Source organism: Isoptericola sp. Y541 (assembly GCF_059445465.1).
Genome location: NZ_JCAIUJ010000001.1, coordinates 179,866 through 199,381 on the forward strand (window position 1 = coordinate 179,866; position 19,516 = coordinate 199,381).

General features: G+C 73.8%; 18 protein-coding genes. 12 read left to right on the plus strand and 6 right to left on the minus strand.

What is annotated here, in order from left to right:
* The first annotated feature begins 96 nt into the window (after positions 1 to 96).
* Positions 97 to 747 (plus strand): TetR/AcrR family transcriptional regulator, encoded by a 651-nt coding sequence (locus AC1C2V_RS00920; protein ID WP_495387697.1) that lies wholly within the window; start codon positions 97 to 99, stop codon positions 745 to 747.
* Positions 748 to 781: 34 nt separating this feature from the next.
* Here the strand turns inward: AC1C2V_RS00920 and AC1C2V_RS00925 are convergent, their stop codons facing one another.
* Entirely contained in the window at positions 782 to 2,410 is a 1,629-nt protein-coding gene (locus AC1C2V_RS00925; RefSeq protein WP_495387698.1) for an ABC-F family ATP-binding cassette domain-containing protein, read from the minus strand.
* A gap of 103 nt (positions 2,411 to 2,513) precedes the next feature.
* Here AC1C2V_RS00925 and AC1C2V_RS00930 point away from each other — a divergent pair, with 103 nt between their 5' ends.
* From AC1C2V_RS00930 to AC1C2V_RS00940, 3 genes are read left to right on the plus strand one after another with little or no spacing between them, the layout of a single operon-like run.
* Entirely contained in the window at positions 2,514 to 2,810 is a 297-nt protein-coding gene (locus AC1C2V_RS00930; protein ID WP_495387699.1) for an exodeoxyribonuclease VII small subunit, read from the plus strand.
* Complete coding sequence (locus AC1C2V_RS00935) at positions 2,807 to 3,778, plus strand: carbohydrate kinase family protein (protein WP_495387700.1); 972 nt, start codon at positions 2,807 to 2,809, stop codon at positions 3,776 to 3,778. Before AC1C2V_RS00930 ends, AC1C2V_RS00935 begins: the two co-directional genes overlap by 4 nt.
* On the plus strand, positions 3,775 to 4,407 hold the full coding sequence (locus tag AC1C2V_RS00940; RefSeq protein ID WP_495387701.1) for a carbonic anhydrase: 633 nt from the start codon (positions 3,775 to 3,777) through the stop codon (positions 4,405 to 4,407). Before AC1C2V_RS00935 ends, AC1C2V_RS00940 begins: the two co-directional genes overlap by 4 nt.
* 21 nt (positions 4,408 to 4,428) lie before the next feature.
* Here AC1C2V_RS00940 and AC1C2V_RS00945 read toward each other — a convergent pair whose 3' ends face one another.
* On the minus strand, positions 4,429 to 4,986 hold the full coding sequence (locus tag AC1C2V_RS00945; RefSeq protein ID WP_495387702.1) for a DUF1697 domain-containing protein: 558 nt from the start codon (positions 4,984 to 4,986) through the stop codon (positions 4,429 to 4,431).
* Between the two features lie 83 nt (positions 4,987 to 5,069).
* Here AC1C2V_RS00945 and AC1C2V_RS00950 point away from each other — a divergent pair, with 83 nt between their 5' ends.
* Positions 5,070 to 6,509, plus strand: a complete 1,440-nt coding sequence (locus tag AC1C2V_RS00950) for a class II fumarate hydratase (protein WP_495387703.1) — start codon at positions 5,070 to 5,072, stop codon at positions 6,507 to 6,509.
* A gap of 197 nt (positions 6,510 to 6,706) precedes the next feature.
* Here AC1C2V_RS00950 and AC1C2V_RS00955 read toward each other — a convergent pair whose 3' ends face one another.
* Entirely contained in the window at positions 6,707 to 7,216 is a 510-nt protein-coding gene (locus AC1C2V_RS00955; protein ID WP_495387704.1) for a MarR family winged helix-turn-helix transcriptional regulator, read from the minus strand.
* 48 nt (positions 7,217 to 7,264) lie between these two features.
* Between AC1C2V_RS00955 and AC1C2V_RS00960 the strand changes: the two genes are divergently transcribed.
* The gene (locus AC1C2V_RS00960) at positions 7,265 to 8,614 is read left to right on the plus strand and encodes an FUSC family protein (RefSeq protein WP_495387705.1); all 1,350 of its coding nucleotides are present in this window, start codon (positions 7,265 to 7,267) and stop codon (positions 8,612 to 8,614) included.
* 10 nt (positions 8,615 to 8,624) lie between these two features.
* On the opposite strand, the gene phoH2 is transcribed toward AC1C2V_RS00960, so the two are convergent.
* Positions 8,625 to 9,908 (minus strand): RNA 5'-3' helicase PhoH2, encoded by a 1,284-nt coding sequence (gene phoH2, locus AC1C2V_RS00965; protein WP_495388419.1) that lies wholly within the window; start codon positions 9,906 to 9,908, stop codon positions 8,625 to 8,627.
* Positions 9,909 to 10,344: 436 nt separating this feature from the next.
* Between phoH2 and AC1C2V_RS00970 the strand changes: the two genes are divergently transcribed.
* Positions 10,345 to 10,959: a DUF1697 domain-containing protein gene (locus AC1C2V_RS00970; RefSeq protein ID WP_495387706.1), complete on the plus strand. Its 615-nt coding sequence runs from the start codon at positions 10,345 to 10,347 to the stop codon at positions 10,957 to 10,959.
* Between the two features lie 232 nt (positions 10,960 to 11,191).
* Positions 11,192 to 12,391 carry a Na+/H+ antiporter NhaA gene (gene nhaA, locus AC1C2V_RS00975; protein WP_495387707.1) on the plus strand — a complete coding sequence of 400 codons (1,200 nt, stop codon included), beginning with the start codon at positions 11,192 to 11,194 and terminating at the stop codon, positions 12,389 to 12,391.
* Here nhaA and AC1C2V_RS00980 read toward each other — a convergent pair.
* Positions 12,357 to 13,106 (minus strand): DedA family protein, encoded by a 750-nt coding sequence (locus tag AC1C2V_RS00980; protein ID WP_495387708.1) that lies wholly within the window; start codon positions 13,104 to 13,106, stop codon positions 12,357 to 12,359. The two genes, nhaA and AC1C2V_RS00980, sit on opposite strands and share 35 nt — an antisense overlap.
* A 126-nt stretch (positions 13,107 to 13,232) precedes the next feature.
* Positions 13,233 to 14,744: a helix-turn-helix domain-containing protein gene (locus tag AC1C2V_RS00985; protein WP_495388420.1), complete on the minus strand. Its 1,512-nt coding sequence runs from the start codon at positions 14,742 to 14,744 to the stop codon at positions 13,233 to 13,235.
* A 173-nt stretch (positions 14,745 to 14,917) separates the two neighbouring features.
* Here AC1C2V_RS00985 and aceA point away from each other — a divergent pair, with 173 nt between their 5' ends.
* The 4 genes from aceA (at position 14,918) to AC1C2V_RS01005 (ending at position 19,477) form a co-directional block, all read left to right on the plus strand.
* Complete coding sequence (gene aceA / locus AC1C2V_RS00990; RefSeq protein ID WP_495387709.1) at positions 14,918 to 16,240, plus strand: isocitrate lyase; 1,323 nt, start codon at positions 14,918 to 14,920, stop codon at positions 16,238 to 16,240.
* Between the two features lie 56 nt (positions 16,241 to 16,296).
* Entirely contained in the window at positions 16,297 to 18,039 is a 1,743-nt protein-coding gene (gene aceB / locus AC1C2V_RS00995) for a malate synthase A (protein WP_495387710.1), read from the plus strand.
* 243 nt (positions 18,040 to 18,282) lie between these two features.
* The gene (locus tag AC1C2V_RS01000) at positions 18,283 to 18,708 is read left to right on the plus strand and encodes a hypothetical protein (RefSeq protein ID WP_495387711.1); all 426 of its coding nucleotides are present in this window, start codon (positions 18,283 to 18,285) and stop codon (positions 18,706 to 18,708) included.
* A gap of 142 nt (positions 18,709 to 18,850) precedes the next feature.
* Entirely contained in the window at positions 18,851 to 19,477 is a 627-nt protein-coding gene (locus AC1C2V_RS01005) for a DUF6318 family protein (RefSeq protein WP_495387712.1), read from the plus strand.
* The last annotated feature ends 39 nt before the right edge of the window (positions 19,478 to 19,516 follow it).

A 19,516-nucleotide genomic window follows, 5' to 3' on the forward strand; every position in this document is an offset into this window, starting at 1 on the left:
TCGTCCCCCTCGCCCTTGATGCAACGCTGTTTGCGTTAGCAGAGCCTAGGCGCGACGAGACTCCTAATGCAAGAGCGATTGCGATAAGGTCGGGGCATGCCCGATCCCCATGACCCTGCGCTCCAGGCGACCGGCACCGTGCGCCCCGGCGGGCGGACGGCGCGGACGCGGGCCGCCGTCCACGACGCGGTGCGCGCGCTCATGGCCGCGAACGGCGGCGTGCCCCCCGAGATCCCCGACGTCGCCGCCCGCTCGGGCGTCCACGCGACGACCATCTACCGCCGCTGGCGCACCCGCGAGGCGCTCGTGCTGGACGTCGCGGTGTCCGACGTCAACGCGCGGTCACCCGTGCCGGCGACGGGCGACCTCCGGGCCGACCTGCTCGCCTACGCCCGCAACCTCCTCGAAGAGTTCGACCGCCCCGGCGGGCTCGCGTTCGTCGACGCCCTGATGCGGGCGTCCGGCGACGAGCTGACCGGGCCCGACCGGGTCGAGGAACTCCTGCAGCCGCGGCTCACGCTCTTCCAGGAGCTGCTCGACGCGAGCGGCACCAGCGAGCTGACGCCCCTCGACCTGGTGCTGCTGATCATCGCCCCGGCCCACCTCGGCGCGACCCTCGGCATGATCACCCCTGCGGGTGACGACGCCGAGCAGGTCGCCGGGCAGCTCGTCGACAACGTGCTCGACGTCGTCGCCGGCCGGCGGGCGCGCACGGCGTCCGAGGCGCTCGGGACGACCGCTGGTTGAGCCTGTCGAAACCCGGCGCCGGGTTTCGACAGGCTCAACCAGCGGCTCGTTCTCGGGCGACGCGCCCCTCGTCCCAGACCGGCTCAGAGGTCTCGCGCACGGCGCCGTCCTCCCCGAAGACGAGGAACCTGTCGAAGGAACGCGCGAACCAGCGGTCGTGCGTGACGGCGAGGACCGTGCCGTCGAAGGCCTCGAGCCCCTCCTGCAGGGCCTCGGCGCTGGCGAGGTCGAGGTTGTCCGTGGGCTCGTCGAGCAGCAGCGCCGTACAGCCCGCCAGCTCGAGCAGCAGGATCTGGAACCGCGCCTGCTGGCCGCCCGAGAGCCGCTCGAACTCACGGTCCGCGGCGACGGTGAGCTCGTAGCGCCGCAGCACGGACATCGCCGCACCGCGGTCGCGTGCATGGTCCTCCCACAGCACCTGCACCAGGGTGCGGCCGAACAGCTCGGGCTGGGCGTGGGTCTGCGCGAAGACGCCGGGCACGACGCGCGCGCCGAGCTTCCAGGCGCCCGTGTGCGCGACGTCGCCGCCGCCCAGCAGCCGCAGGAAGTGCGACTTGCCGGACCCGTTCGACCCCAGCACCGCGACGCGCTCGCCGTAGAAGACCTCGAGGTCGAACGGCTGCATCAGGCCGGTGAGGCCGAGGCGCTCGCACGTCACCGCGCGCACGCCGGTACGCCCGCCGCGCAGCCGCATCCGGATGTCCTGCTCGCGCGGCGGCTCGGGCGGCGGGCCCGCCTCCTCGAACTTGCTCAGGCGGGTCTGCGCGGCGCGGTACCGCGACGCCAGCGCGTCGCTGTTCGCCGCCGCCTGCCGCAGCTCGCGCACGAGGCGCACCAGCTGGGCGTGCTTCTCGTCCCAGCGCCGGCGCAGCTCCTCGAAGCGCGCGAACCGCTCGCGGCGCGCCTCGTGGAAGGTGGCGAAGCCGCCGCCGTGCACCCAGGCGTCGGCGCCCGACGGCGCGGGCTCGAGGGAGACGATGCGATGGGCGACGCGCGCCAGCAGCTCGCGGTCGTGCGACACGAACAGGACGGTCTTGCGGGTGGCCAGCAGCTGCCCCTCGAGCCACCGCTTGCCTGGCACGTCCAGGTAGTTGTCCGGCTCGTCGAGCAGCAGCACCTCATCGGGGCCGCGCAGCAGCGCCTCGAGCACCAGACGCTTCTGCTCGCCGCCCGAGAGGGTACGCACCTCGCGCCACCGGGCCTGCTCGTACGGGATGCCGATGGCTGCGACGGTGCACACGTCCCACAGCGTCTCGGCCTCGTAGCCCTGCGCCTCCGCCCAGTCGGCGAGCGCTTGCGCGTACTGCATCTGGGCGGGCTCGTCGTCGGTCTCCATGATCGCGAGCTCGGCGGCGTCGACGGCGCGCGCGGCGTCGCGCACCCGCGGCGGGGCGACCGCGACGAGCAGGTCGCGCACGGTGGTCTCGTCGCGGACCGAGCCGACGAACTGCGGCATGACGCCGAGGCCGCCCGTCACCGTGACGGAGCCGGCCTGCGGCGCCAGCTCGCCCGAGAGCAGGCGCAGCAGCGTCGTCTTGCCCGCCCCGTTGGGCCCGACGAGGGCGGTCGCGCTGCCCTCGGGCACGCGGAAGGAGACGTCGTCGAGCAGCGTGCGACCGTCCGGCAGCACGTGCTCCACGTGCGCCACCTCGAGATGTCCCATAGCGCGCACGCTGCCCGACGCAGTCCGGCGCGGCAAGCCCATTTTCGGCCCGGCCTACGGAACACGGTGACATGGTGTCGGCACCGTGTTGTTGACTGTCCCCGTGACCGACGCGAACACCGACGCCCCGAGCTCACCCCCCGGCGCGTCCCCCGACCTCCCTGCCGACGTCTCCGCGCTGACCTACGAGGAGGCGCGCGACGAGCTCGTGAGCGTCGTCGCCCGGCTCGAGGCCGGCAGCGAGCCGCTCGAGGCCTCGCTCGCGCTGTGGGAGCGCGGCGAGGCCCTGGCGGCCCGCTGCCAGGAGTGGCTGGACGGCGCCCGCCGGCGGCTCGAGGCCGCGCAGGCCGAGACCCGCGCCGCCGACGACGACGCGACCGACGACGGGGACGACGCATGAGCGCGCACGTGCTCGCGATCGGCGAGGCGCTCGTGGACGTGGTGCACCGCCCCGACGGCACCAGCGAGGAGCACCCCGGCGGCAGCCTCGCGAACGTCGCCCTCACCCTCGGCCGGCTGGGTCGCGACGTGCGGCTCGCCACCTGGCTCGGCCGCGACGCGCGCGGCGACGACGTCCGGTCGTGGCTCGCCGAGTCGAAGGTCGAGCTGGTCGACGGCAGCGACGGCGCCGACCGCACCAGCGTCGCGCAGGCCACCCTGGACGGCACGGGCGCCGCCACCTACGACTTCGACCTCGAGTGGCGCGTGCCGGGCCGGGCGGCCGCCGGGGACGACACCGTCGCCGTGCACACCGGCTCCATCGCCGCGGTCCTCGCGCCCGGGGCGGCGGACGTGCGCCGGCTGGTGGAGTCGGCCCGCTCGACGTCGACGATCACCTACGACCCCAACGCCCGGCCGGCATTGATGGGCGAGGCCGCCGACGCCCGGCCCCGCATCGAGGAGCTGGTGGCACTCTCGGACGTCGTGAAGGTCAGCGACGAGGACCTCGCCTGGCTCGCGCCCGGCGCCGACCCGCTCGACGTGGCCCGCGCCTGGCAGCGCTCCGGGCCCGCGGTCCTCGTCGTGACGTTCGGGGGCGAGGGCGCGACGGCGATCACGGCTGCGGGCGAGGTGACGATCGCGGCCCCGAAGGTCGACGTGGTCGACACGGTCGGCGCCGGCGACTCCTTCATGGGCGCGCTGCTCGACTGGCTGTGGGGCGCGGAGCTGCTCGGGGCCGGCCGGCGCGAGGCGCTGCGCGGTATCGACCGTGCGGCCACCGCGCGCCTGCTCGTCCGCTGCGTGGCGGTGGCGGCCGTGACCGTCTCCCGCGCCGGCGCGAACCCGCCGTGGCCCACGGACCTGATCGGGCCAGACCGCGTGCGCGTCGACAGGCCCACCGGGCACACCCAGGAGAAGTCCGCATGACGCCCATCGAGGCCTGGGCCCGGCTGCGCGCCGGCAACGCCCGGTTCGTGGAGAACATGCCGGAGCACCCCGACCAGGACGCCGTCCGCCGCCACGAGCTGCGCACGGTGCAGCACCCGCACACCGTCATCTTCGGGTGCTCGGACTCGCGGGTGGCGGCGGAGATCATCTTCGACCAGGGCCTGGGCGACGTCTTCGTCGTGCGGACGGCGGGGCACGTCGTCGACACCACCGTGCTCGGCTCCATCGAGTACGGCACGGAGGTGCTCCACACTCCGCTGGTCGTCGTGCTGGGGCACGACTCCTGCGGGGCCATCGCGGCCACGGCCCACACGCTCAGCACGGGCGAGCAGCCGCCGGGTTTCGTCCGCGCCGTGGTCGACAAGGTCATCCCGTCGCTGGCGGAGCTCACGAGCCGCCAGGGGCTCTCGGGCCCGATCGACCCCGACGTGCTGCGCACGGAGCACGTCAAGCACACCGTCGGCCTGCTGCGCGGCTACTCGGCCGCGATGGCCGCGGCGGTCGACGCGGGCCGCCTGGCCGTCGTCGGCGTCGTCTACGACCTGGACGACGGCAGCGCGCGGCTCGTGGCGGTCGACGGCGACGTCGCCGAGCAGCCGGTCGACTGACCCGCCCCGGGGCGGCGGGGCTCAGGCCCGTGCGGCGGCGACCAGCAGGCGCTGCACGGTGCCGAGGGTGCGCGTCGTGGCGACCCCGCCGGTGAACCGCTCGACGAGGGAGTTCGGGTCGGCCCAGGTGCCCGGCCCGCCCCGGACCACGCCCACCACGACGCCGCGTCGTGCGGCCACGAGGTCGAGCATGTCGCGCGGGTCGGTCCACGGCAGGACCATGGGCAGCGGCTCTCCGCCGTCCAGGAATGTCAGCGTCTCGCGGTAGGTCCGCTCGTCGCGGGTGAGCGCGAACGGGTCGCCGTCGATCGCCGCAGTCACGTCCTCGAGGGACCGCACCAGCGCCGCGTGGGAGTAGCCCGACCGCTCGGCCAGCAGGGGCGCCGCACCGCGGACCACGGCCGCCGCGACGTCGTCGGGCGCGCCAGCGACGTCGAGCAGCACCGTGCCGTTCGTCTGGAACGACCGCACGGCGCGGGCGCCCGCCTCGACGAGGGCGTCCTCGAGCTGGGCACGCACCGGGCTGCCCCGGTGCCCGAGGTTCATCGCGCGGTAGAAGGCCGCGTGGGTGTAGGTCACGGCGCCATCCTCGCGTGCAGCACCCACACCGGCGTGATCCGGCTCACGACGGACCGCCCGCCGGGGTGCGGCACGATAGAGGCATGACTTCCGACACCGTCGTCCCCGGCACCGGCGCGTCCGGCAACGGCGAGACCTACCGCATCGAGCACGACACGATGGGCGAGGTGCGCGTCCCGGCGCACGCCCTCTACCGCGCGCAGACGCAGCGGGCCGTGGAGAACTTCCCCATCTCCGGCACCACCCTCGAGCGGGGGCACATCGAGGCCCTGGCCCGCATCAAGAAGGCCGCCGCCCTCGCGAACGCCGAGCTCGGGGTGCTCGACCGCGACATCGCCGACGCGATCGCCGCGGCCGCCGACGAGGTCGCGTCGGGGGCGCACGACGCGCACTTCCCGATCGACGTCTTCCAGACCGGGTCCGGCACGTCGTCGAACATGAACACCAACGAGGTGCTCGCGACGCTGGCCACCCGCTCGCTCGGCAAGGACGTGCACCCCAACGACCACGTCAACGCGTCACAGTCCTCCAACGACGTCTTCCCGACGTCGGTGCACGTGGCCGCCACGGCCGGCGCGACGGGCGACCTGGTGCCCGCGCTGCGGCACCTCGCCGACGCGCTGGGCGCCAAGGCCGAGGAGTTCGCGACCGTCGTGAAGTCGGGCCGCACCCACCTCATGGACGCCACCCCCGTGACCCTCGGCCAGGAGTTCGGCGGGTACGCCGCGGCGATCCGCTACGGCATCGAGCGCGTCGAGACGGCGCTGCCCCGCGCGGCCGAGGTGCCGCTGGGCGGCACGGCCGTCGGCACCGGCATCAACACCCCGGCAGGCTTCCCCCAGCGCGTCATCGAGCTGCTGCGCGAGGACACCGGGCTGCCGCTGACCGAGGCCCGCGACCACTTCGAGGCGCAGTCGGCGCGCGACGGCCTCGTCGAGCTCTCGGGCGCGCTGCGCACCATCGCGGTCTCGCTCACCAAGATCTGCAACGACCTGCGCTGGATGGGCTCCGGCCCCAACGCCGGCCTGGGCGAGATCGCGATCCCCGACCTGCAGCCGGGCAGCTCGATCATGCCGGGCAAGGTCAACCCGGTCATCCCGGAGGCCGTGCTCATGGTCGCGGCGCGGGTGATCGGCAACGACGCCACGGTCGCGTGGGCCGGCGCGAGCGGCTCGTTCGAGCTGAACGTGCAGATTCCCGTCATCGCGCAGGGCGTGCTGGAGTCGACCCGCCTGCTCGCCAACGCGTCGCGCGTGCTGGCCGACAAGGCCGTCTCGGGCATCACCGCCAACGTGGAGAAGGCCCGCGCGTTCGCCGAGTCCTCGCCGTCGATCGTCACGCCGCTCAACCGCGTGATCGGCTACGAGGCGGCGGCCAAGGTGGCCAAGCACTCGGTAAAGCAGGGCCTCACGGTGCGCGAGGCCGTGATCGACCTCGGCTTCGTGGAGCGCGGCGAGGTCACGGAGGCGCAGCTCGACTCCGCGCTCGACGTGCTCTCGATGACGCGGCCCCCGCAGGCCTGATCCTCTCCCGCACCCGCGACGGCGGCGGTCCCCACCGGGACTGCCGCCGTCGACGTCCCCGGGGTTCTCACGCATCCCGATCAGGGGTTGGTTAGCCTAACCTCACCTGCTAATGTCGGCGGTACGCGGGGAGGCGTCCCTCGGGGCGCGGGGCTGGGGGGTTCCACCTGATGCGTGGCGCCTCCCCGCGGAACGGCTCAGTAGTCGCGCGGGTCCAGCCGGCGCAGCACGATGGCGAGCAGCCGGCCGAGCTCGGCCCGGTCGGCCTCGCTCAGGTCGGCCAGCATCGCCCGCTCGTGCTCGACCTGGCGCGGGAACAGCTCATCGACGAGCTCCTCGCCCTGCGCCGTGAGCGCCACGAGCACCCCGCGCTTGTCGCGCTCGTGCACGGCCCGCTCCACCAGCCCGGCGTACTCGAGGCGGTCGACCCGCTTGGTGATCGACGCGCCGGGCGAACCGGTCATCGTGGTGATCTCCCCCGCTCGCAGCGGGCGACCGGAGCGACGCAGCGCGGTCAGGACGTCGAGCTCGGGCCGGGTGAGGCCGTTCGCGGCGAGGTCGTCGGCGAGCTCGGCCTCCAGCAGCGCCGCGATGCGCCGCACCCGCGCGCCGACGTCGGCCGGGGAGGTGTCGACGCGGGGCAGCCGCTCGACCCACTGCGCACGCACGCGCTCGATGTAGTCCACGGCGACCAGGATAGACGTCACACAGCGAATAGTTCCATGATGATTTACCGGTGAACTATTGTGGAACCAATGCCCCCCTCCTCCTCCCTCGTACTCGCGAGCGCCCGTGACGTGCTCGATCCCCACCACCTGCGCGCCGCGCTGCACGTCAACCCTGCGGACGCCACCCTCGCCGCCGCCCTGCGGTGCGGCGCCGCCGTCGCGCTCGCGCTCGTGGTCGCGGCTACCACCGGCCGCACCGATCTGGCGGGGATCGCCGCGCTCGGCGCCCTGACATCCCTGTACGGCCGGTACGAGCCGTACCGGCGCCGGGCGGCGATCCTCGCGGGGGCGGCGGTCGCTCTCGTCGGCTCGTTCGCCCTGACGTCAGTGCTGACCGCCGCGGGCTCGCCGCTCCCGGTGACCCTCGCCGTCGTCGGCCTCGTGGCGAGCGCAGCCACCGCCGCCTGCGTGCTCGTGCGCTCCGGCCCGCCAGGCACCACCATCGTGGTCTTTACCGCGGCCGGCGGGCTCGCGGCCCCGCACTCCTGGGCCGGGGTGCTCGAGCAGGGCCTGGCCTGCGCGGCCGGCGCGGCGATCGCCTGGGCGGTCGCGATGAGCGGCTACCTCGTGCGCCCCAGCGGCCCGGCGCGGCTCGCCGTCCGTCGCGCGGCGGACGCCGTGCGGGGTGCGCTGGCCGTCCGCGACACCGACGACGCGCCTGCTCTACCCGCCGACACCGCGGCCCGCGCCACCGTCGCCCGCGCCCGCGTGGTGCTCGCCGACGACCTCTCCCACCGCCGCACCCGCGACACCGCGCGCCTGCTCGCCGCCGACCTCGCCGAGATCACCGCGCTGCTCGACCCAGTGCCCGACCACCCGGTGCCCGAGGCTGGCACGCTCGACGGCGGCCCCGCCGCGGCGCTCCCCCCGCGCGAGCGCCTGCGCGACACCGCGCGCGCCACGTGGCCGGCGCGCGGCTGGCGCCTCGCCTCGGTGCGCGTCGTCGTCTCAAGCCTCATGGCCGGGGCCGTGGCGCTGGTCGCGGGGTTCGGGCACCCCGCCTGGGCCCAGATGGGCGCGACCGCGACGCTGCAGGGCTCGACGACGCACCACGCCGTGGTCCGCGCCCTGCAACGCGCGGGCGGCACCGCGCTCGGCGCGCTCCTGGCGTGGCCGCTGCTCAGCGCCCACCTCGGCTTCGCCGCCACGTGCGTGCTCGTCGTGGCCCTCCAGGTGGTCACCGAGATCGTCGTGGGCCGGCACTACGGCCTCGCGATGCTCACGATCACGCCGATGGCGCTGCTCATGACGTCACTCGGCGGGGCGGCCGACCCGGCGGGCATCGCCGCGTCCCGCGCCCTCGACACCGTGGTGGGCGCCGCCCTCGGCGTGCTCGCCGTCGTGCTGGTGCACCCGCGCCGCCCCACCGCTGGTTGAGCCTGGGCGCTCAGATCTCGATCGATTCCAGCATCTCGGTGACGAGCGCCGCGACGGGCGAGCGTTCCGAGCGAGTGAGGGTCACGTGCGCGAAGAGCGGGTGGCCCTTCATCGCCTCGATCACGGCCGCGACGCCGTCGTGCCGTCCCACCCGCAGGTTGTCCCGCTGCGCGACGTCGTGCGTGAGCACCACCCGCGAGGCCTGGCCGATGCGCGAGAGAACGGTGAGCAGCACGTTGCGCTCCAGCGACTGGGCCTCGTCGACGATGACGAACGCGTCGTGCAGCGAGCGCCCGCGGATGTGCGTCAGGGGTAGCACCTCGAGCATCTCGCGGCCGATCACCTCGTCGACCACCTCGGGCGACACGAGCGCGCCCAGGGTGTCGTACACGGCCTGCGCCCAGGGGTTCATCTTCTCCGACTCGGACCCGGGCAGGTAGCCCAGCTCCTGGCCGCCGACCGCGTACAGCGGGCGGAAGACGATCACCTTGCGGTGCTGACCACGCTCCAGCACCGCCTCCAGGCCGGCGCACAGCGCGAGCGCGGACTTGCCGGTCCCGGCGCGGCCGCCGAGCGAGAGGATCCCCACCTCGGGGTCGAGCAGCAGGTCGATGGCGATGCGCTGCTCCGCGGAGCGGCCGTGCACGCCGAAGACGTCCTGGTCGCCCCGGACCAGGCGGATCTTCTTGTCGGCGGTCACCCGGCCGAGCGCCGACCCGCTCGGCGAGTGGATCACCAGCCCGGTGTGGCACAGCAGCGGGGAGGCCGCCTCGACGACGGCCGGGTCGAGCGCGGCGAGCTCGAGCTCCTCACCCTCGTACAGCGCGCCGACCTGCTCCTGCGCCACGTCCACCTCGCGCATGCCCGTCCACCCGGAGTCGACGGCGAGCTCGTGCCGGTACTCTTCCGCGCGGAGCCCGACGGCCGAGGCCTTCACCCGCATCGGCAGGTCCTTGGACACGACGGTGACGTCGCGCCCCTCCGCCGACAGGTTGGCCGCGACCGACAGGATCCGGGTGTCGTTGTCGCCGAGCCGGAAGCCCGCGGGCAGCACCAGCGGGTCGGTGTGGTTGAGCTCCACGCGCAGCGTCCCGCCGCCGTCCCCGACGGGGATCGGGGCATCGAGCCGGCCGTGCTTCACCCGGAGGTCGTCCAGCATGCGCAGGGCGCTGCGGGCGAAGTAGCCGAGCTCGGCGTGGTGCCGCTTGGCCTCCAGCTCGGTGACGACCACGACCGGGAGGACGACGTCGTGCTCGGCGAACCGGTGGAACGCCCGGGGGTCGGACAACAGCACCGACGTGTCGACGACGAACGTCCGACGGGCGTCGACGGTGTCGCTGGTGGTGCCGGCAGCGCTCGTGCTGACAGCGGGGGAATCAACAGCCTGCTCAGGGACGGGTGCGGTGTGGGCCACGGCGAGCTCCCTCCGGCCACGAGCCCGGTGTGGGACCGGTGTGGTCCCGGCCGGGCAGGGGCGGACTGGTGGTGGGCGGTCGGCCGGCCCTGGGCGCCGTGCGACGCAGAGCCGGTGCCGGCCCTCCTGCGCGGAGCGTGAACCCCATCGGCTGGCCTCCCGGAGGACGGCTGGTTGTCGTCCTTGTCGTCAAACTACGACGCTGTGATTCGTGCCACCACCCCCACCGCGGCGGGTCGGGAAGATGTCACCCGGCGTTCACGGGCCGGACTCCCCCACGACGCACCGGCGAGCGCGGGCGGGCACGATGGTGCCCATGCCGAAGACCGACGCGACCCCCACCGCCTGGGTCGTCCTGCTCCGCGGGGTCAATCTCGGCCCCCACCGACGCGTGAGCTCCGCCGAGCTGCGCGACGCGGCGGCCGCGGCGGGGCTGACCGACGCGCGTACCTACGCCAACAGCGGCAACCTGGTTGCCGTCACCGTCGGCGCCGGTGCCGGTGCCGGGGCCGGGGCGGGCACGGACGTCGAGAGCACCGAGAGCACCGCGGTCGCCGACCGGGTCGCGGCGGCGCTCGTCGACCGGCTCGGCGGCGACGTACGCGCGGTCGCGCTGTCCGCCGGGCGCGCGGCCGCCGTCGTCGCCGCCGACCCGTTCCCCGACGCCACCGCGGACCACCCGTCCCACGTCCAGGTGCACGTGGGCCCGGTGCCGGTGGACCCGGAGGGCATCGCCCGCCTGGAGGAGGACAACCCCGGCGGCGAGAGCTTCGCCGTCGCCGAGGGCGTCCTGTTCGTGGACTACGTGGACGGGATCGGTCGGTCCCGGCTCACCCCCGCCGCGATCGACCGGGCGGCGGGCACGTGGACCACCGCTCGGAACTGGAACACCCTGACCCGGCTCGCGACGATGGCACGCGAGGCCACCTGATGCGCCGCGCCTCCCGGACCCGCAGGCACTGCGCCCGGCCGGTACGCTGTCGGGCGGTGAGCCGGGAAGTCTGGTCGGTGGCACCGGCTGCAACGCCGGGACACGAGCGACCCCACGACCGGACAGGAGCACGACCCTGACCTCCGAGACCACCACCCCGTCCCGCGGCGCACGACTGCGCCGCTTCGCCGCCCGCGAGACCACGGGGGGCGCGCTCCTGATCGGCGCCGCCGTGCTGGCCCTGATCTGCGCGAACGCCCCGTGGCGCGAGTGGTACTCCGCCCTCTCCGAGACCGTCCTCGGCTTCGACTCCCTCGGGCCCCTGCACATCCACCTGGACCTCACGGTCGCCGCCTGGGCGGCCGACGGCCTCCTCGCGATCTTCTTCTTCGTCGTCGGCGTCGAGCTCAAGCACGAGTTCGTGGCGGGCAGCCTGCGCAGCCCTAGGGAGGCGGGCGTGCCGATGCTCGCCGCCGTGGGCGGCATGGCGGTCCCCGCCGCCATCTACGCGGTCACCGTCGTCGTGCTGGGCGAGCCGGGCGCGCTGAACGGCTGGGCGATCCCCACCGCCACGGACATCGCGTTCGCGCTCGGCGTGCTCGCGGTCTTCGGCAGGGGCCTGCCCGCCGCCGTGCGGACGTTCCTGCTCACCCTCGCCGTGGTGGACGACCTGCTCGCGATCGTCGTGATCGCCGTCATCTACACCGACGCCCTCGACTTCGCCTACCTCGCCGCCTCGCTGGTCACCGTCGTGGTGTTCGGCTGGTACGTGCGCTCACGCGCGCCGCGGTGGTGGTTGCTGGTGCCGCTGTTCGTCGTCGCCTGGGCTTTCATGCACGCCTCCGGGGTGCACGCCACGGTGGCCGGCGTGCTCATGGGCTTCACCGTCGCCGCGCGGCCGGCTCACGGCGAGGCCGAACCCCGCACGCACCGCTACGAGCACGCGGTGAAGCCCTGGTCCCAGGGCCTCGCGCTCCCGGTCTTCGCGTTCTTCGCCGCGGGCGTGAACCTGGTCGACGGCGGCGGCGTGGGCGAGATCCTCGGTCAGCCGGTGGTGCCGGCCATCACCGTGGGGCTCGTGGTCGGCAAGCTCATCGGCGTGCTCGGGACGACGGCGCTCGTCACCCGGCTGACCCCGCTGCGGCTTCCGCAGGGCATCGGCGTGCGCGACCTGCTGCCCGTCGCCTTCCTCGCCGGCATCGGGTTCACCGTCGCGCTGCTCGTGTCGGAGCTGTCGTTCGGGCACGCGTCGGAGCACACCGAGGGCGCCAAGGCCGCCATCCTCATGGGCTCGGTGATCGCGGCCGCGCTCGGCGCGATCACCCTGCGGTGGGACGCTCGCAAGGCGCGCACCCCGGACATGAACCTCGACGGGCAGGACGACGCCGTCGCCGACTTCATCGGGGACGAGAAGGACCGCCAGGAACACTGACGCCCCGCGCCGGGACGCTCGGGCCGGCGGCGCACGCGAACGCCGGCGCCAGTTCCGCCACGGGCACCAGCTCTGCTGCCGGGGCAGCGACCCGGGCAGCCCTGGCTCCCCAGGCCGTGAGGACCCGGTCGACCACCACGCCCAGCACCGTCCCGACCACCACCCCGACCGCGACGGCCAGCAGCGGCCGGTCGCCGAGGGGCTCGGCCGCCACCACGCCGATGAGCACGGACCAGCAGGCCCAGGCCAGGGAGGCCACGGCCGACAGGGCCATGAAGCGGCGGCGAGGCAGACCGACCGCGCCGGCGGTGACGTTCACCGCCATCCGCCCCACCGGGACGAAGCGCGCGCCCAGCACCACCGACGCCCCGCGTCGCTCGAAGGAGCGCGCCGCCCAGTCCACGGCGCGGCGCCCGCGCCTGCCCCGCAGGAACGGCACCCGGGACGTGCCCAGCGCCCGGCCGAGGGCATAGGCGAGCTGGTCGCCGCACCAGGCACCGAGCGCGGCCACCAGGACCACCAGGGCGAGGTTCACGCCCCCGCCGGTCTGCGCGCCCACGGCGAGCATGATGATCACCGTCTCGCCGGGCACGGGCGGGAAGAGGCCGTCGCCCGCCGTGGCCGCGAACAGCGCCGGGTATGCCCAGTCGGAGGAGACGAGCGCGAAGAGCGCGGTCTCGAGCTGGCCCCACAGCGAGGCGATCGCTTCGAACATGGCTCCACCCTCTGCTGCGGCGGTGGTGCGTCACTATGGGGTGTCCCCCCGGTTCGACCCTGGGGTGACCCCGACCCCTCCCTGGTCAGCCGCGCGGGTGGCCCCCTCGCCGACGGCGCAGCGAGGTCAGTCCGAGGCCGGGGCGTGGCGCTCCAGGAACTGGTACACCTCGGTGGTGTCGACGCCGGGGAAGGCGCCCGACGGCATCGCCGCGAGCATCGACGCGTGCGGGCGGGCGCTGGGGAAGGCGTGCCCGTCCCAGCGGCGGGCCAGCGGCTCGTCGGGACGGCGGCAGCAGCTCTCGTCCGGGCACCGCGAGGTGGTCCGCGCCGTCGTCTCGCGACCCAGGAACCACTTGACCTGCGCGTAGGGCACCCCGACGCTCACCGAGAACCGGCCGTCGGACGTGTCGGTCACCCGCGAGGTGCACCAGTACGTGCCCGTCGGCGTGTCCGTGTACTGGTAGTACGGGCTGAGCCGGTCGGCGATGCCGAACACCACGCGGGCGGTCCAGTGCCGGCACACGTGCTGTCCCTCGAGCGTGCCGAGCGGGTCGGCGGGGAAGCGCACGCCGTCGTTCTCGTACGCCTTGTGGATCGATCCCGACTCGTGGACCTTCATGAAGTGCACCTTGATGCCCAGGTGCCGGGTGGCCAGGTTGGTGAAGCGGTGGGCCACCGTCTCGTAGGAGACGGCGAAGGCGTCGCGGAGGTCCTCGAGCGAGATCGCGCGCGCCTCCTTGGCCTCGCGCAGCCGCCGCACGGCGTCCCGCTCGGGCACGAGCAGCGCCGCGCACAGGTAGTTGGCCTCGACCCGCTGGCGCAGGAACTCCCGGTAATCCCGCGGCTCGGCGTGCTCCAGCACGTGCGAGGCGAGCGCCTGAAGCACCGCCGACCGGGCGTCGGACCGCCCGCGGATCCCGTTGCTCGGCAGGTAGACCCGGTGGTTCCGCTGGTCGATGACGGCGCGCGTGGACTGCGGCAGGTCCGGCTCGTAGTGGATGGTGAAGCCGAGGTGCGCCGCCAGCTCGCCCGCGGCGCGCTGCGGCAGCGGGCCGCGGGCGTGCCCGACGTCGTCCAGCAGGCCGCGCGCGACGATCTCGAGGTCCGGGAAGTAGTTGTCCTGCGCGCGCATGTCGGCCCGCAGCTCCGTGTTGGCCCGCCGGGCCTCCTCGGGCGTCAGCGCCCGCTCGGAGTGCAGCCGCTCCAGCTCGCGCTGGAGGCCGACGATGGCCTCCAGCGCGTCCGTCGGCAGGGACTTGCCCACCCGCACCGGATGCACGCCGAGTGCGGAGAAGAGCGACCCCCTTTGCACGCGCTCGAGCTCGATCTCGAGGGCGTCGCGGTGTGACGGGGGCTCCGTGGCGAGCAGGTCCTCGACGCTCGCACCGAGCGCGCGCGCCACCGCCTGCAGCCGCGCGATCGTGGGCTCGCGCTTGCCGTTCTCCAGCATCGAGACCTGTGACGGCGCACGTCCGATGGCCTCTCCGAGCTGTCCCAGGGTCATGCCGCGGCGGGTGCGCAGGTGCCGGATGCGGCGGCCGATCGTCAGGGCGTCGGCCTCGCGTTCGATCGGGATGTCGAGCGGCAGCGCCGTGCCGTCCCGGGTATCGGGCCTGGGGTCGGTCGAGATCGCCATGCTCGAGGGTGACACGCGCCACAGCTTCCGTCCAGGAGAAGAACGCTGAAACTTCTCCGCCAGATTGCTGGCCGGGGGCTGGTGCGGCGCGTCAGGGTCGTGGGCAAGGACGACGAAGGCACGACGGCGGGCACCCGCCGTCGGCGCACCACGAGAGACGAGAGAGGCACGACATGACCGCGATCCTCGAGCAGGGTTCCACCGGCACCACCGGCGCTGCCGGCGACCAGACACAGACCGCCGCGGACCTCGCCGAGCAGTGGGCGGCCGACCCGCGCTGGGCCGACGTCGAGCGCACGTACAGCGCGGAGGACGTCGTGGCGCTGCGCGGGTCGGTCGGCGAGGAGTTCACGCTGGCGCGTCGCGGTGCCGAGCGGCTGTGGCGTCAGCTGCACGAGGAGGACTACATCAACGCCCTCGGCGCGCTGACCGGCAACCAGGCCGTGCAGCAGGTCAAGGCGGGTCTCCAGGCCATCTACCTGTCGGGCTGGCAGGTCGCGGGCGACGCGAACCTCGCGGGCCAGACCTACCCGGACCAGTCCCTCTACCCCGCCAACTCGGTGCCGGCCGTGGTGCGCCGCATCAACAACGCGCTGCTGCGCGCCGACCAGATCGACGTGTCGGAGAACGGCGCCGCCACCCGCGACTGGCTGGCCCCGATCGTGGCGGACGCGGAGGCCGGCTTCGGCGGCCCGCTCAACGCGTACGAGCTGATGCGGTCGATGATCGCCTCCGGCGCCGCGGGCGTGCACTGGGAGGACCAGCTCGCCAGCGAGAAGAAGTGCGGCCACCTGGGCGGCAAGGTGCTCGTGCCCACCCAGCAGCACGTGCGCACGCTCAACGCGGCGCGCCTCGCCGCCGACGTCTCCGACGTGCCGTCGGTCGTGATCGCCCGCACCGACGCCGAGGCCGCCACCCTGATCACGTCCGACGTCGACGAGCGGGACCGGGAGTTCCTCACCGGCGGGCGCACGGGCGAGGGCTTCTACGAGGTCCGCAATGGCATCGAGCCGTGCATCGCCCGCGCCAAGGCGTACGCGCCGTACGCCGACCTGATCTGGATGGAGACCGGCACCCCCGACCTCGAGCTCGCGCGCACGTTCGCCGAGGCCGTCAAGGCCGACTTCCCGGACCAGATGCTCAGCTACAACTGCTCGCCGTCGTTCAACTGGAAGAAGCACCTGGACGACGACACCATCGCGAAGTTCCAGCGCGAGCTGGGCGCGATGGGCTTCACCTTCCAGTTCATCACCCTGGCCGGCTTCCACGCCCTGAACTACTCGATGTTCGACCTCGCGCACGGCTACGCCCGCGAGCAGATGTCGGCGTACGTGCGGCTGCAGGAGGCCGAGTTCGCCGCCGAGGAGCGCGGCTACACCGCGACCAGGCACCAGCGCGAGGTCGGCACCGGCTACTTCGACCGCGTGTCGACGGCGCTCAACCCCGACGCCGCCACCCTCGCGCTCGCCGGCTCCACCGAGGCCGCGCAGTTCTGAGCGGTCCCCACGCCGTTCCCTACCCAGCCCTAGCCCCGATCGACCGGAGGCATGCCATGACCACGCTCACGTCCCCGACCACCGCTCCCCCGCGCACCGCTCCCGTGCCCGTCGTCGGCGACTCGCTCGCCGAGACCGTTGGCGGCCCGTCGGCCTGGGGCGCGGCGACCCTCGCCGAGGGCCACGTCACGGTCTCCGCCCCGCTCGGGCCGCGCGACAAGGAGATCCTCACCCCGGAGGCGCTGGCGTTCCTGGCGATGCTGCACGACCGGTTCGCCGACGACCGCACCGGCCTGCTGCTCGAGCGGCAGCGCCGCATGCGGCGGATCGCCGACGGCGACGACCCGGACTTCAACCCGGCCACGCGGCCCGTGCGAGACGACCCGTCCTGGCGGGTCGCGGGCGCGGCCGGGGCACCGGGGCTGGAGGACCGGCGGGTCGAGATCACGGGCCCGACCGACCCGAAGATGACGATCAACGCCCTCAACTCGGGCGCCCGGTGCTGGCTGGCCGACGCCGAGGACGCGCAGTCCCCGACGTGGCGCAACGTCGTCGAGGGCCAGCTCGCGCTGCACGACGCGATCCGCGGCACGCTGACGTTCACGAACGACGCGGGCAAGAAGTACGAGCTGCGCTCGACGGACCTCACCGGGCTCCCGACGATCGTCTTCCGCCCCCGCGGCTGGCACCTGTTCGAGTCGCACCTGGCATACACCGGCCCGGACGGGTCGACGCAGCCGGCGTCGGGGTCCCTCGTGGACTTCGGGCTGTACCTGTTCCACAACGCCCGCGAGCTGATCTCCCGCGGGCGGGGGCCGTACTTCTACCTGCCCAAGCTCGAGGGATACCGCGAGGCGCGGCTGTGGAACGAGGTCTTCGAGGCGGCGCAGGACGCGCTGGGGATCCCGCGCGGCACGATCCGCGCCACGGTGCTCATCGAGACGCTGCCGGCCGCGTTCGAGATGGAGGAGATCCTGCACGAGCTGCGCGACCACTGCGCCGGCCTCAACGCCGGGCGCTGGGACTACCTGTTCAGCATCATCAAGTGCTTCCGCACGCGGGGGTCGTCGTACGTGCTGCCCGACCGCGGCCAGGTGACGATGACGGCGCCGTTCATGCGGGCGTACACCGAGCTGCTGGTGGCCACGTGCCACCGGCGCGGGGCGCACGCCATCGGCGGGATGAGCGCCTTCGTCCCCGACCGCCACTCGCCCGAGGTCACGGAGCGCGCCGTCGAGCAGGTGTGGGCCGACAAGACCCGCGAGGCCCACGACGGCTTCGACGGCACCTGGGTGGCGCACCCCGACCTGGTGGAGGTGGCGCGGGGCGCCTTCGACGAGGTGCTCGGCGAGCGCGAGAACCAGGTGGACCGCCTGCGCGACGACGTCGCGGTGGGCCAGGCGGAGCTGCTGGACGTCGCGTCGGCCCGCCGGGCGGGTGCGACCGTCACCGCGGCCGGGCTGCGCACCAACGTGTCCGTCGGGGTGCGGTACATCGAGTCATGGCTGCGCGGGGTGGGCGCCGCCGCGATCGACCACCTGATGGAGGACGCCGCCACCGCGGAGATCTCCCGGTCGCAGGTGTGGCAGTGGGTCGCGGCGGGCACCACCACGGACGACGGCCTGCCCATCACCCGGGTGCGCTGCGAGGCCGTGCTGCGCGACGTCGTGCGCGGCCTCGACCGGTCGCCCGGCGACCGCTTCGACGACGCCGTGGCCCTGTTCCGCGAGATCGCCCTCGGCGAGGAGTTCCCGCCGTTCCTCACCACCGGCGCCTACGCCCGCTACCTCGCCGGTTGAGCCTGTCGAAACCACCCCGCCGGTCGAGCCTGTCGAAACCACCCCGCCGGTTGAGCCTGTCGAAACCACCCCGCCGGTCGAGCCTGTCGAAACCACCCCGCCGGTTGTCGAAACCACCCCGCCGGTTGAGCCTGTCGAAACCCCTCGAGGTCTCGGCAGGCTCGACCGGCGAAGGGGCTCGAGGGCGATGGGCCTGTGGATAACCCCAACGCACGCCTTCGTCGTCGGGCAGGGTCACGACGCATGGACACCTCGACCGCACCCTTCCGCCCGGGCGCCCTGATCGCCGACGACGCCGAGCTGCTGGAGCTCGCCACGTTCCTCGCAGGCGGTGCCCGGCCACGGCGCCGCACCCTCACCATCACCTGGCTCGACGCCGACGACCGGCTCCTCGGGCTCGCCCTCCCCATCGACGACGTGCCCGCACGCCCCGACGGCGCCGCCCTCGTGGGGCTGGGCACCGTGCTGCGCAGCGTCATCGACGACGAGGCGCCCGGAGGCTGCGCCGTCGCCGTGCTCGAGCGGCCCGGCGAGGCCGGGATCGCTGCCGACGACCGCGCCTGGAACCGTGACCTGCGCGAACAGGCGCGCGTGCAGGGCGTCCGCCTGCGGGGGTTCTTCGTCGCCGCCGGCGGGCAGGTGCGGCCGCTGGCACTCGACGACGCGTGACCGGCCCGCCGGGCCGTTTGACCTGTGGACCGACGGCGGCCCCGGGGGGCCGTCACGGGTATTCTGCCGAGCGTTCTCGACGCAGCGTTGCTCGAACTGACTGCCCGGTCATGACGAGCCCGCCAACCGGAAGGTCTCCCCGATGGCACGGACCCACGGCCGCAGCCGACCGCTCGCCGCCACCGCGATCACCGCCACGATCGCCGCAATGCTGCTCGCCGGCTGCAGCGACCCGTCGGAACCACCCGCCGCGTCAGGGTCGTCGTCGCCCGAGCAGAGCACCAGCGCCCCGACGCCGTCCGAGAGCCCCAGCCCGTCGCCCACCGCCACGCGCGCCGAGCCGCAGCCCGGGCCGGACTTCGAGCGCACCGACGAGAAGGGCGCCGTGGTGGCGGCGAAGTACTTCGTCGAGCTGTACTCGTACATGATCCATACCGGCGACACCACGACGTTCAAGAAGCTCGCGTGGCCCAAGACCTGCGTCTTCTGCGATAACGCCTACGAGACGACGAAGAAGTACCACTCCATGGGAAGCGTCTTCGAGGGAGGAGACATGACCATCGAGGTGACCAAGACCTACGCCAAGGACACCATGACGAACGGGTATCCCCTCGATGCGACCATCAAGGAGAGCGATCTCGTCATTAGCGACGCCGAGGGTAAGCGTGTACACACTGAGCCTGGCGGGGTGACAAAGGCCAGATTCGAGTTGCTGCACGACGGAAGCAATTGGCGACTTGTCAACGTTCTGGACAGGTCCAACCTGTGAGCCGGCGGATCGCGGCCGTCGCGGCTCTGACGTGCTCGG